This window comes from Paenibacillus sp. MAH-35, assembly GCF_058135425.1.
In genome coordinates this window covers 158,207-171,138 of the sequence record NZ_JBYUPU010000007.1, presented here as the reverse complement: position 1 = coordinate 171,138, position 12,932 = coordinate 158,207, and the positions used below count along the sequence as shown (strand labels likewise).

At 52.4% G+C, this 12,932-nt stretch carries 11 protein-coding genes; 6 read left to right on the top strand and 5 right to left on the bottom strand.

Annotated elements, in window-relative coordinates:
- Positions 1-64: 64 nt before the first annotated feature.
- The gene (locus tag AC3Y2E_RS10185; RefSeq protein ID WP_379209744.1) at positions 65-724 is read right to left on the bottom strand and encodes an ArsR/SmtB family transcription factor; all 660 of its coding nucleotides are present in this window, start codon (positions 722-724) and stop codon (positions 65-67) included.
- Positions 725-1,074: 350 nt separating this feature from the next.
- Here AC3Y2E_RS10185 and AC3Y2E_RS10180 point away from each other — a divergent pair, with 350 nt between their 5' ends.
- Positions 1,075-1,782, top strand: a complete 708-nt coding sequence (locus AC3Y2E_RS10180) for a DNA alkylation repair protein (protein WP_379209742.1) — start codon at positions 1,075-1,077, stop codon at positions 1,780-1,782.
- A 119-nt stretch (positions 1,783-1,901) separates the two neighbouring features.
- Here AC3Y2E_RS10180 and AC3Y2E_RS10175 read toward each other — a convergent pair whose 3' ends face one another.
- Genes AC3Y2E_RS10175 through AC3Y2E_RS10165 form a run of 3 tightly spaced genes read right to left on the bottom strand, consistent with a single transcriptional unit; the run spans position 1,902 to position 3,857 of the window.
- Positions 1,902-2,720, bottom strand: a complete 819-nt coding sequence (locus AC3Y2E_RS10175; protein WP_379209740.1) for an SPL family radical SAM protein — start codon at positions 2,718-2,720, stop codon at positions 1,902-1,904.
- Positions 2,717-3,265, bottom strand: coding sequence for a methylated-DNA--[protein]-cysteine S-methyltransferase (locus tag AC3Y2E_RS10170; protein WP_379209738.1), 549 nt, complete (start codon positions 3,263-3,265; stop codon positions 2,717-2,719). The genes AC3Y2E_RS10175 and AC3Y2E_RS10170 overlap by 4 nt, the downstream gene beginning before the upstream one ends.
- Positions 3,266-3,281: 16 nt before the next feature.
- The gene (locus AC3Y2E_RS10165) at positions 3,282-3,857 is read right to left on the bottom strand and encodes a bifunctional transcriptional activator/DNA repair enzyme AdaA (protein ID WP_379209736.1); all 576 of its coding nucleotides are present in this window, start codon (positions 3,855-3,857) and stop codon (positions 3,282-3,284) included.
- 387 nt (positions 3,858-4,244) lie between these two features.
- Here AC3Y2E_RS10165 and AC3Y2E_RS10160 point away from each other — a divergent pair, with 387 nt between their 5' ends.
- From AC3Y2E_RS10160 to AC3Y2E_RS10140, 5 genes are all read left to right on the top strand, one after another.
- Entirely contained in the window at positions 4,245-4,721 is a 477-nt protein-coding gene (locus AC3Y2E_RS10160; RefSeq protein ID WP_190928275.1) for a MarR family winged helix-turn-helix transcriptional regulator, read from the top strand.
- A gap of 147 nt (positions 4,722-4,868) precedes the next feature.
- On the top strand, positions 4,869-6,248 hold the full coding sequence (locus AC3Y2E_RS10155; RefSeq protein ID WP_379209733.1) for a serine hydrolase: 1,380 nt from the start codon (positions 4,869-4,871) through the stop codon (positions 6,246-6,248).
- 376 nt (positions 6,249-6,624) lie between these two features.
- Entirely contained in the window at positions 6,625-7,677 is a 1,053-nt protein-coding gene (locus AC3Y2E_RS10150; RefSeq protein WP_379209731.1) for an NAD(P)/FAD-dependent oxidoreductase, read from the top strand.
- Positions 7,678-7,850: 173 nt separating this feature from the next.
- Positions 7,851-9,671 (top strand): ABC transporter ATP-binding protein, encoded by a 1,821-nt coding sequence (locus AC3Y2E_RS10145; protein WP_379209729.1) that lies wholly within the window; start codon positions 7,851-7,853, stop codon positions 9,669-9,671.
- Positions 9,668-11,482: an ABC transporter ATP-binding protein gene (locus tag AC3Y2E_RS10140; RefSeq protein ID WP_379209727.1), complete on the top strand. Its 1,815-nt coding sequence runs from the start codon at positions 9,668-9,670 to the stop codon at positions 11,480-11,482. The genes AC3Y2E_RS10145 and AC3Y2E_RS10140 overlap by 4 nt, the downstream gene beginning before the upstream one ends.
- Before the next feature lie 48 nt (positions 11,483-11,530).
- On the opposite strand, the gene AC3Y2E_RS10135 is transcribed toward AC3Y2E_RS10140, so the two are convergent.
- The gene (locus AC3Y2E_RS10135; protein WP_379209724.1) at positions 11,531-12,862 is read right to left on the bottom strand and encodes an ABC transporter substrate-binding protein; all 1,332 of its coding nucleotides are present in this window, start codon (positions 12,860-12,862) and stop codon (positions 11,531-11,533) included.
- Positions 12,863-12,932 lie beyond the last annotated feature (70 nt).

The following is a 12,932-nucleotide window of genomic DNA, read 5'->3' as shown; positions in this document are numbered from 1 at the left end:
TGGCTTGCCAGTCTGGATTGTAGGGAAGTGCCGATTTTAACTTGGTACTGCGATCGGATGGCTATTATTCTGCGGGCCTGACGAATTGCTTCCAGTCATGAACGCTTTCCTCCAACCGGAACGCCTTGAATCCGTTGGCCTGCAGCAATTCAACGGCTTCAACGGACATCAGGCAGTATGGACCTCTGCAGTAGGCGACTATATCGGAGTTCGTCGGCAGAGCGGCGAGCCTCTCTGCCAATTCTTCGATCGGAATCGATACGGCACCGGGGATATGCGCTGCCTCGTATTCCGACTTGGGCCGCACGTCGATCAGCATAACCTCGCCCCGTTCCATCCGCCTGTGAAGCTCTGCCAGAGATACGGCTTCCATCCCGGCATGATTCGACATAAACTCCTTCCTGATCTGCTGCACTTGGACGAGCTGCTTCTCCGACAGACGGTGCAAGCCGCCCATAAACCCGGATACCTCGTCGCCGGCTAATTCGTAGATAACGAAATTACCTTGCTTTTTGTAGTTCACCAGTCTAGCCTGATGAAGCGTCTGCAAATGCTGGGAGACGTTGGCGACACTCATCCCGGTATCTCTAGCCAGACTTTCGACCGACTTGGGGCTTTGCGACAACAAGTCCAGAATCTCCAGACGTTTCGGGCTCGACAAACATTTCCCGATACGGGCAAATTCCTGATACAGCTTATCCTTTATTGCTAGATCGATTGTCATCGCTCCATCACCTCAACTATTCAATTGTTTAATTGAATAGTTGTATTCTAATCGATACCGGAAGAGTCGTCAACAGAAACCGAATAAGGGAAACTCTCATTGTCGTGTTGGCGATCGGGTTGAAGCAGACGAGACGACCTGTCAGGGGAAATCGCCAAAAGACATCTTCGTTATCTTGCTGTTCCATTCGGGAAAGGTCTCCCGTGAGCCATCATTAAGGTATACTGGCTGTACGAGCGTAAGACGTGATGCGCGAATATCGCCGTGCCGTCATACCGGCCGACCAATAGGGAGTCCGAGAAGTCGCAAGGCACGGACGAGCGGAATTAGGGAACGGGAAGGTGATCAGGATGGAGATATCGATCAGAGAACAATTGCTGGAGCTGGCAGACGAGGAATACCGGACGTTTTCCGCTTCGCTGATCCCCACGATCGATCATGTGATGGGTGTTCGTTTGCCGGAGCTTCGCAAAATGGCCAAAACAATCGCACGCCGCGATTGGCGCAGTTATCTGAAGCAGGCCGACGGCGATTATTTCGAGGAAGTGATGCTTCAAGGGATGGTCATTGGCTATGCCCAGGCGGAGCTGGAGGAGTTTCTGGCCCTGGTGGCGGATTTCATCCCCAAAATCGACAATTGGTCGGTTTGCGACAGTTTCTGTACGGGGCTTAAGTTCACCTCTGCGAACAAGGAGAGCGTGTGGACGTTCCTCCAGCCTTACTTACGGTCGAAGAGCGAATACGAACTGCGGTTTGGCGTAGTCATGCTGTTAATGTACTATACCGATGAGCCGGATATTCAGTCTGTCCTGAGCTTGCTGGACTCGATCCGGCACGAGGGTTATTATGTGAAAATGGCGGTTGCCTGGGCGATCTCCGTCTGTTATGTGAAGCAGCCCGAGCCGACGATGCATTATTTGCATAACCATTCGCTTGACGCGTTTACCTACAACAAAGCATTGCAGAAAATAACGGAGTCGAACCGGGTCCATCCGGACATGAAAAAGACGATTCGGCGGATGAAGCAAACCGGCACCATGCGTCATAACGACTCGTAGTTGCGGCGAGCACGCGAAAAAGCGGCGTCTCACCTGGAGTTAAATCGAATGATGGCGCCGCCGTATCCGTTACCCGGAATGTTCCAATATCAAGGAAAGTCAAGGAAGGGGAGCGCGGGTTATGGCTCGAATCCTTGTTGGCTGACGAACAGTTCGTCCTCGACAAAGATTTGCTGCAACCGCTCGATGACGATCCGGTAGGCGTCCGGATGGTACCATTCCTCCAGCCCGAGCTCCTTGTACTTCTGAACAATGCCGAGGCTTTTGGTCCGTTTGCCGCCGCTGCCGTCCCCCATAAAATAATCGTCCACACATACACGGTTTACTAGCGGACGTAACGTTTGAGCAAACGAGCTGCTGCTTGGCAGAATCGGGGCTATCGTAGCCTGGGTCGGAATTCCGGCATCAGCCAATATCTCCAGCGTTTTTAATCTCGCCGCGATCGGCGGGGCATACGGAGAGAAATGTTTGCGGATTTCTTCCCGATCAGTTTCCACCGTTATGCTTATTCTCACGTTGGACCCTAGCCGGACCAGCAGATCGATATCTCTGCGTACGAGCGGACTGCGGGTCTGGACGAATAAGAAATCCGGCGGATCGGCAACCATAACTTCAAGCAGCGACCGGGTAACGTTCTCCTTGTATTCGATAGGCTGATACGGATCGGTGCTGGAGGACATGAAGATGGTGACGGGACCTTTGGACTTCGCTTTTTGCAGCTCTTTCCGGAAAATGTCGGCCGCATCGCTTTTGATATCGACCCAGGTCCCCCAAGCTTTGCCGCGGAACGTGGATACCGGCATTTGCCGGACGTAACAATAGGAACATCCGAACGCACACCCTGTGTACGGATTCAACGAATGGCTGTAGCCGGCCAGGAAGCCTGTCCCTTTGTTAAGAAGCGATTTTGGCGTTTTGTGCGTATACTCAGGGTTCATCGCTGCAAGGCTTCCTTAGGATACGAGACGTTCCGCTCCAGTTCAAGCAGCTTCGTCTTCATCTCTAGCCCGCCCCGGTAGCCGGTCAGCGCCCCGTTTTTCCCGATGACGCGATGGCAGGGGACCGTAATCAGGTTCGGGTTGGCTCCGATCGCCGCTCCTACGGCACGCACCGACAACGGCTTCCGGATCATCTCCGCGATATCGGTGTACGTTCTCGTTTGTCCGTAAGGGATGTCGCCGAGCGCTTTCCATACAGCAAGCTGAAAAGGGGTGCCTCGCAAGTCGGCAGGGGCCGTGAAGCTTTCACGAGCGCCTTCCAAATATTCGACCAGCTCGTCCGCATACCGCTGCATCATCCCGTCGTTACGAACGAGCGCGCTGCCCGGAAAACGGGCGGCTGCCCAGTTTACCAGTTCCTGGAAAGATCGGTTTTGCGAGCCTACATAACATAAGCCTTTTTCTGTCGCCCCGATATGCATGTTCCAATCTTGATAAGCGAGCAGCGACCAGTAGAGCGGTGCCGCATTAGAGCTTTTTTCCATAAATAAAAATCCTCCTTCAGGACCGGGTTGCCGGGTCGTGGCGGTAGCTCGCCGGCGTATGCCCGGTTTTCTTTTTGAACAACGTGATGAAATACGGAGTATTCGACAAGCCCACGCCATGGCCCACCTCGGATACCGGCTTCGATGTTCGGATCAGCTCAGCTTTGGCTTTTTCGATACGAATATCTTGAATATACTCCACAGGAGTTTTCCCTTTTACTTTTTTGAACGTACGATGGAGATGATAGGGCGTACCGTGGCAGATCGCCGCAAGCGTATCCAGCGTCAGCGGCTCGGCGTAATGGTCGTCGATATAGTCGGTTACCAGTGCGATCCACTCTTCGTCAGGCCATCGCTGTCCGGTCGGTTTGCATCGTTTGCACGGCCGGTAACCTGCGGCTACAGCTTGTTCTGGCGTATGAAAAAGTCCGATATGTTCTTGCTTCGGCGGTCTGGATTTGCAGGAAGGACGGCAAAAGATGCCCGTCGTTTTTACTGCGTAAAAAAATCGGCCGTCATAGGACGCATCGTTGCTGACGACAGCCTGCCATTGTTCCTCCGTCAGCGGCTGCGGACCGGTCTGCTGTTTCATGCGGGTTCACCTCCATCCAAAGTATAACTCTAAAAAGCGGTTTTTGTACGTTTTAGCGGATGGAATAGCAAGATAACGAAATAATGAGCTTGGTGAGGCTGTCGATTCAATGTGGACAACCAAGTGGAAAGGGAAAAGATTACCTTCTGGCGAGTTTTGTCTGGAATCCCCTACCTTACAATCCTTATTCAATCAAGGGATTCCGGACAACCTGTCTGAGCAGAAGAAGGTAACTTTTCACTTGGAACGGCCTGCTAACACTTCTACACAATGAATCGACAGCCTCTTGGTACGACCAAGATCTTTTGAAAGCTCGCTTGCTATTGGCAGAAAATCGAGGTAAAATAGTTAAGGTGACTTAACTATGAAGGATGCGAACCTATTCCGATGGAGACCACGAGGGAAGACTTGATCCGGATCGTCAAAGAGATGAATGAAGCGGACTACTCGATGAATGTAATGCTGTTTCAAGCCCATGAAGAGCTGCTGGAAAGTGAAATAACGGCAAAGCAGACCATTCTGCTCGAGCATGTCCATAAGCACAACCAGATGACGGTTAGCGAACTTGCCGAGCGGATGAACGTTTCGTCCAGTGCGGTAAGCCAGATCGTCAGCAAGCTGGAGAAAGCGAATTATGTGACCCGTGAGATCAACCGGAGCAATCGCAGGGAAATTCTTGTTCGTCTTGCGCAGCGCGGGACGGACTATTTCGTCAAGCAGGATCATCTGGAGCGGACGATCATCGAGCGTTATTACTCGCAGCTCGACTTCGATGAAGTCGTTGCGATGAAGAACACGATCTTGAAGCTGAAGGCGATCGTGGAGAAGGAAGTAAACGGCGATGGCAGCAAAACGATAAAATAAACGCTGCCATGGCCTGTCAGCAGGGACAATCGTCGACAGGTACCGGCGTTTCCTTTTGTACGATAGTTAAGTCACCTTAATAGTTTACATTTGATTAACATTATAGCCAGTCTGACTGTCATAAACCTTAGACGAGGAGAGGGTTCGATGAATACCAAACGGGAGAAGCTGGAGCACTTGTTTGCTGAAATCGATCGGCAGGGCGGAGTTAACGGGGTTTTCATGGCGGCGGAGCGAGGCGAAGTGATTTATGAAGTGGCATTCGGTTTCGCCGAACGATCTTCGGGACGCCGGTTGACGACAAATACCGTATTCGAGCTCGCTTCGTTGTCGAAGCCGTTCACCGCTTTGGGTGTGATCCTTTTGGAAGAGCAGGGAAAGCTCGCCTATGACGATCCCGTTTCGCTGTGGATTCCGGAGCTTCCATACCCGGGAATTACCGTAAGGCAGCTGCTTGGCCATACTTCGGGTTTGCCCGACTATATGGAGCTGTTCTTGACGCATTGGGACCGGAACCGGATAGCAACGAACGCAGACGTGCTGGACATGTTGATCCGCTACCAGCCACCGGTTTATTTCGAACCCGGTGAAAGCTGGTTATACAGCAATACAGGGTATGTGCTGCTCGCCGTCCTGATTGAGCGAATATCCGGACTTACGTTCGCGGAATACATGCGAAGCCGCATTTTTCATCCGCTTGGGATGGCCCGCACAAGCGTTTATAACAGGAGGTACCGCCCTGAAACGATTTCCGATTACGCTTACGGATACGCCTTCGACTTTCATTCCGGAGAGTATAAGCTGCCCGACGATATCGGGGATACGCAGTATGTCAGATTTTTGGACGGCATTCAGGGTGACGGCACCGTCAATTCGAATATGAGCGATTTGCTGAAGTTCGACCGCGCTTTGTACTCAGATTCGCTCGTAAGCAGACGGTCCCTGGATCAGGCGTTTGCGCCAGTACCGTTCAATAACGGGGAAACCTTCGATTACGGTTTCGGCTGGATTCTGGAGCAGAAGGAAGGGAAGGGCAGAGCGGTTCTTCACAGCGGAGGCTGGCCGGGTTATGCGACCGTGATGATCCGGTATATCGATGCCGATATGACGCTGATTTATTTGAGAAACCGGGAGCAGGCCGTTGAATTCGATCAGGCTGTCATATCCGCCGCCGAACATATATTGCTGGAACTCCCCTATGACATTCCCCAGCTTCCTCCGGAACAAAAAATCGCGTCGTTCGACCGTAAGCTATACGAGCGTTATGTCGGAACGTACCGGCTTGGAGAAGAAGGGAGCGACGGAGATTCGACAATCGCTCAAGTCCTCGTCGAGGAAGACCGGCTCTTTTTGCAGATTGCCGGCAAAGTGCGTCTGGAGTTGTATCCATCGACGCAAACCCGTTTCTTCGTCCGGCTTATACCGGTTGAAGTCGAATTCCTGTGCGACGGGGATGGGAAAGCGGAGAAGCTGATTGTGATCCAGGAGGATGCCGAGACGCAGGGAGTGCGGATCGGAGAAGGGTAGACATACCGGACACCCGTTTATGCGGCAATTTCAAAATCGTTTAGTTTAGTTTGGTATTGTTTACGTTTGGTTTGGTCTGGTTTGGCCCGCATCCTGCGGGCTTTTTGGCGTGTGGCAGGCGGGCGACAGGTTCAAAACCGGCGGCACGAAGAGCGTTGTCAGCATTCCATACCTGACTCCGGTTAGGAGTAGAATTCGACATTTCCCAGCAACTGCAAATTCTTATTGAAAAGTTCGTTTTCTTTGATATAATTACGATAATGATAATCATTATCACTTTTATGAATTGGTTTTGGATTCAGATGACTGACGTTAGCGGACGATTCCATGAAGCTAGGCGGATTTCCCCCCATTACCTGCAGAGGAGCAAATTAATATGAATACAAAGCAAGTTTTCGACGTGACGATTATCGGCGGTGGTCCGGCCGGACTGTTTGCCGCATTTTATAGCGGGTTGCGTGAAATGTCGACGAAAATCATCGAGTATCAGCCTTTTCTTGGCGGCAAGGTCCATGTCTATCCGGAGAAAATGATCTGGGACGTCGGCGGTCTAACACCGGTTTCCGGAGCCCAACTGATCGAGCAGCTGACCGCGCAAGGAACGACATTCAACCCTGAAATCGTGCTTGGGGAGAAGGTGACGTCGATTACGAAGGATGAACAGGGAACATTCGTGCTGCATACAGCCTCGGGAAGCGAGCATTATTCCCGGACGGTTATTCTCGCGGTAGGGGGCGGCATCTTGAAGCCGACCAAATTAACGATCGACGGCGCAGAGCGGTTTGAAGTAACAAATCTGCACTATACCGTGAAGTCTCTCGCCCGCTATCAAGGTAAGACCGTGCTCATCTCGGGCGGCGGGAATGCGGCGATCGATTGGGCGAACGAACTGGAGCCGATCGCGAAGAAAGTGTATTTGACGTACCGGAAAGACAATCTGAAAGGCCACGAGGCGGAAATCTCCAAACTGCTTGCGAGCTCCGTGGAATGTTTGTTGAACACGTCGATCGAAAAGCTGATTGCCTCGCCCAACCATGAAACGATCCAAAAGGTGCTGCTGAAGCATAGCGAGGACGATACGGAAACCGAGCTGGAGATCGATGAGGTCATCATTAATCACGGCTACGAGCGGGACAAAGATCTGCTGCAAAATAGCAAAGTAAAGATTGCGATGGAAAAAGAATACTGGATCGCCGGAAGTGCGATGAGCGAAACGTCGGTAGACGGGTTGTATGCGGCAGGCGATATTTTGCACCATGAAGGCAAGCTGCATCTTATCGCAGGAGCTTTCCAGGATGCCGCGAACGCCGTGAACAAGGCCAAGCAATACATAACTCCCGACGCGAACGCTTATGGGATGGTTTCGTCCCATAACGACTTGTTCGAGCAAAAAAACCGTGAGCTGCTGAAGCATTTGTATACGAAATAAGCTTCGGAATTTACCGGTAATTTTCGCATTTACGATCCAATTGACAAGCGCGAAACCAAGTCCGCAGGCCGATAACCCCGGCGGGCTTTTTGCTGTTTGCTGCTAATATCTCTCTTTCATGAGACCTAATATATGGAAGTGACGTAGTATATTAGGAATGAGATTACATAGCGATGGAGGGGACTAAACTGGTACTTACCGGCAGGACATATGGGGTTTGGGACACGTTCCGAATCCCGTTTCGGTGCGCGCCGATTTTGACGGTACTCGCCATTTTGCAGACGTTATTGGCGGGGGCGGCGCCAACGATGCAAATTGTAGCGACAGCATCATTTATCGATAACGCCCTATCAATCGTTCAGAACGAATCGGACTTGTCACTTATTTATCCGTCTATGCTCGCCGTTGTTGCTTTAATCGCCTATCAATGGATGGCAAGGCAATGGACAGCGCTGATTCAGGTCAGGCTGGAGCTTTCCATCCGCGAGCAGTTTCGTACGGCCATCACAGAAAAACGGGCGAAGCTGGCTTACCGGCATATCGAAAATCACGAGACATGGGACTTGATCTCGCGAATAGCCGCAGCACCGGAAACGAAGATCAGATCCGCCTTCACCGACCTCCTGGCCATCGTCTCCAAAGCGATCCAGGTCACGGGAATTCTGATTCTGCTTATTACCCAAGTGTGGTGGGCGGCTCTGCTGATCCTGGCGCTGACGGCGCCCCTGTTCGCCCTGGCGATCAAGAGCGGCCGCTCGACGTACGAGGCCGGCCGTGAAGTATCCAAGTATAAGAGAAAATACGAATATTTGACCGAAGTGTTGACAGGCCGCGAGGCGGTGGACGAGAGAACGTTATTCGGGTTCGGCGGACCCGTCGGAGAACGCTGGTATCGCCACTACGAGACGGCACGGAGCATCGAATTCCGCACGGAACGGAAATGGTTTATTAAAATGAAAGCCGGAAGCGTGCTGACCGCGATCGTCTCGATGCTGATCATCATGGTGCTGATCGGACCTGTGATTGCTGGAGCGGTCACGATCGGTATGTTCATCTCTCTGGTGAACGCCGTCTTCGGCATCGTCCAGATGATGTCGTGGCAGTTCACCGCCAATGTGGATCAACTGACGAAACACCGAGAGTATTTAAAAGACTTGACCGAATTCGCACGGCTTGAAGAAACGGACGGAGCGGCGGCAGCTCCGGTATTTCCGGCGCCGGTCTTCGAATCGCTTGAGTTCAGAGAAGTCAAATTCGTTTATCCGGGCATGCAGGCGCCGGTCCTAAACGGACTTTCGTTTCGGATACAAGCCGGTTCCCAGTATGCATTTGTCGGCGTGAACGGAGCGGGGAAGACGACGATTATGAAGCTGCTTACGGGGTTATACGACCAGTACGATGGCGAGATTCTTTTGAACGGCAAGCCTATTTCCGAATACGGGCAGCATGAACTGAAAGCGTTTTACTCGGTCGTTTATCAAGATTTCGCCAAATATTACATCCCGCTGAAAGACAATATCGCGGTAGGGGATGTGAATCGGCTGCGTCACGACGCCGAAGAGGGTACGTTAGCGCGGATTCGCCAGGCCGCCGGTCAAGTGAGCTTGCATACGCTTGAGCAAAAACTGCCTGAAGGATTCGACACGCCGCTCGGCAAAATCAAAACGGGCGGTCAGGACGTCTCCGGAGGCGAATGGCAGCGGATTGCGATGGCGAGGGCTCTTCTGAATCCCGCACCGGTCCGCATACTGGACGAACCGACGGCGGCGCTGGACCCGATCGGCGAAAGCAAGCTGTATGAGCAATTTGAGCAGATCAGCAGAGACAAAACCACGTTGTTCATCAGTCATCGTCTGGGCTCAACGCTGCTGGCTGATCACATATTCGTGATCGGTGACGGACGGATTATCGAGCAAGGCAGCCATCCGGAGCTGATGAAAGCCCGGGGTGTATATGCCGGGATGTATGAGAGCCAGAGGAGCTGGTATCAATGAAGAAGAACGATTCCGCGGCAACCGGCAAACCGATCTCGCTGTTGACCGTTCTGAGAACGTTATTTCCATTCGCCCTCGCATCGTTTCCGGTCTTGTTTCTGCTTACGAATGCGGTCGGGATTGCTCACGGGGCGTCGTTCGGATTAAACACGTTCCTATCGCAGCTTTTTTTCGATTCGGTTACGAAGGCCGTCAGCCAGCAGACCGGGTTGTCCGTCGTATTAGGGTTGGCGGCTGCTCTGGGCGCGGCGACGATCGGTTCCGAGATTTTGAACGGATTGCATAACTTTATGGGCAAAACCTACTACCGGAAGATGATCGGTTATTTAAGCTTACGGATGAATGAAAAAGCTTCGAGGCTCGATCCGATCGTATACGAATCTCCGGAGCTTCTGGACGATATTAACAAAGCAAACGAGGGGATGACCAACAGTCTCGGCTTATTGTTTACGGCCGTTACGATTTTCACGTTTTATATCCCGTATTTTATTTTTATGGGATTTTATTTGTACACCTTAAAGCCGATCCTTGCCCTTTCCTTGATCCTCGTTTTTATCCCTGTTGTAATCTCTCAATTGATACGGGGGGCGGTATTCGCGGGGCTGGAGGATCAGGCTGCGCCGATCCGGCGGGAGTTCGAATATGTGGAGCGCTGCATCTGCGACAGGGAGTATTACAAGGAGACCCGTATTTTGGGGGCATTTGCGTTTTTCATAGACTTGTACCGATCCGCACTATCGCTGCTTGCGGTCAAAACCTGGAAAGCGGAACTAAGGACCCGGCTGTTGGAGCTTGGGATGAAAATGGTGACATTGGCCGGATATTTCGGTATCTTGTACATGCTGGTCGCCGCAATGCTGAATGGGGAAATCAGCATCGGTTCCTTTGCCGCCGTATTCGCTTCTATCGGTTTTATGTTCGGGATGATGGAGGAAGTGATTACGAGTCAAATCGGGAGTATGACGAAAAACCTCGGCACCGTGCGAAACTTCATCCGTTTCTTGAAGCTGCCGGAGCGATCCGGCGAAGAAGCGCGGATAAACGCTGGCGACGGCGTTGTTCTGAGCGACGTTTCTTTTCGCTACCCCGGGGCCGATAGCGAATCGTTGTCGGACATAACGCTGGAGCTGAAGAAGGGGGAGACCATCGCCATCGTCGGCGAGAACGGGGCCGGCAAAACGACCCTCATCAAACTAATGACCGGCCTATACGTGCCGAGCACAGGTGTAGTGCGGATAGGGGGCGCCGATACGAGGAACGTCTCCGCCAAGTCGGTGTACCGGGAAATAACGGCCGTATTTCAGAAATACCAGCGGTACAAGATGACGCTGGAGGATAATATCCGTATCAGCGATCCGGATGAAGGGGAGCGCCGGTCGAAGCACGGCTTACAGCTCGCCGTTCGGAAAGCGGATCTGGACGTGAATGCGGGGGCATTTCCGGACGGTCACGCCACGATGCTCTCCCGGGAATTCGACGGAGTGGATTTGTCGGGCGGGTTATGGCAGCGGGTTGCGATCGCCAGAGGGTTTTATCGCATACATGGCATGATCGTGCTGGATGAACCGACGGCGGCTATCGATCCGATCGAAGAATCGAACCTGTACAAGAAGTTCGCGGAAATCGCCAAAGACAATACGGCGATCATCGTCACCCACCGGCTGGGCTCGGCCAAAATCGCCGACCGGATCGTCGTTCTGGATCAGGGGCGGATTGCTGAGACAGGCACGCATGATGAACTGATGCGCAAGGCCGGTAAATATGCCGAGATGTTCAGCGCTCAAGCGCAGTGGTATTCCATACAGCATTAAGCAAAAAGCAACAAGCCGCCGATTCCGTTCGGCGGCCTGTTGTGCGAACTATTGATTTTTCTTTTCCTCGATAAACTTGTTCGCTTTCTCGTTCGCTGTACGCAGGGCGGTATTGATGTCGACGTTTTCCTGGATGACGCTTTTGAGCGCATCGTTCAGAAATCCGTAGATGTTCGGATCGTATTTGGACGCTTGCGGCAATGGCGCAGGGGTGACGTTGAATATCCCCGACAAGTTTTTGCCTTCGAAAATTTTCATATCGCGGGCGTATTGCTTGCGAAGCTCCTTGTCTTTCATAATCGTCAACCGGGCACGCTGGTTCATATCTTTTTGCGCTTCCTCGCCGGTTAACAGCTCGATGACGCGGTAGGCCGCTTCCCGGTTTTTGGCAGCCTGGGGCACCATCAAGAGATGGAAATCGACTTCGCGTCCGATTCCCGGCCGGTCGTCATAGGACGGATAACTGATCATATCCCAGTTGAACTGCTTGCCGGGCTCGTCCGGTGTAGTCAGCTGGGTGGCGAAGGAGTCGAGCCAATACGGGTAAAGCGCCAGCTTCCGTTCTTTGAGGAAATAGGCGACCCCGTAGACGTACCGTTTGTTCGGATCGATCACTTGTCCCGGGTAATCGAAGATCCGTTTTGCTTGCGCGAACACTTTTTGGAAGCCCTCGGTCGTGAGATCGGCCTTTTCCCGATTTTTGTCGAGCAGAGGCAGCGAATAGGCGCGGGACAAAGCGAGCGCGGGGCCCGGATCGATACCGATATATTGGGTGCCGTCATCATAACGCGTCACTTTTTGCGACAGGTCGATCAGCTGATTCCACGTCATATTGTCTTTCGGGTACGGGACTCCGAATTTGTCGAAGATGTCTTTGTTATAAGCGACTAATCCGTAGTTGAGCGAGAAGGGGATGCCGTACATTTCTCCGTTTTTTCCGTAAATGCCTTCTCCGTATCCTTTGACCACATTGACGGCTTCCGGCTCGAACTTGCTCAGATCGATAGTTCCCCGCTTGATCAGATCGCGCAAGTCGCTGCCGAGACCGAGATCGAGAGGCTGGATCAAATAATAGTTGCTTGTGATGATTAGATCCGGAATCTCGCCGGCGGCCGCGAGTTCTTCCAGCTTGCGCCCCTTGATCAGCTCGACGGACACGTTCGGATACTTTTTTTGGATCGGCTCGATGAACGTTTTGTTCAGATCATGGTCCGTATTAATACCGGCTCCGTGATTAAACAGTTTTAAGGTTACGGTCTGCTTGGCGAAATCGTCATCTTTCAACATGACATTTGTCTGGTTGTCCGACTTGCCGCAAGCCCCGACCGTCAGCGCAATCAAGATGCCGATCCCGACCGACTGCACGTGTTTCTTTCGCATTATCATTGTCCTCCTTCTCCGGATCAACTTGTGAAAAGTCGCCACTTCCCGGCAACGTACGGGTGCCCCC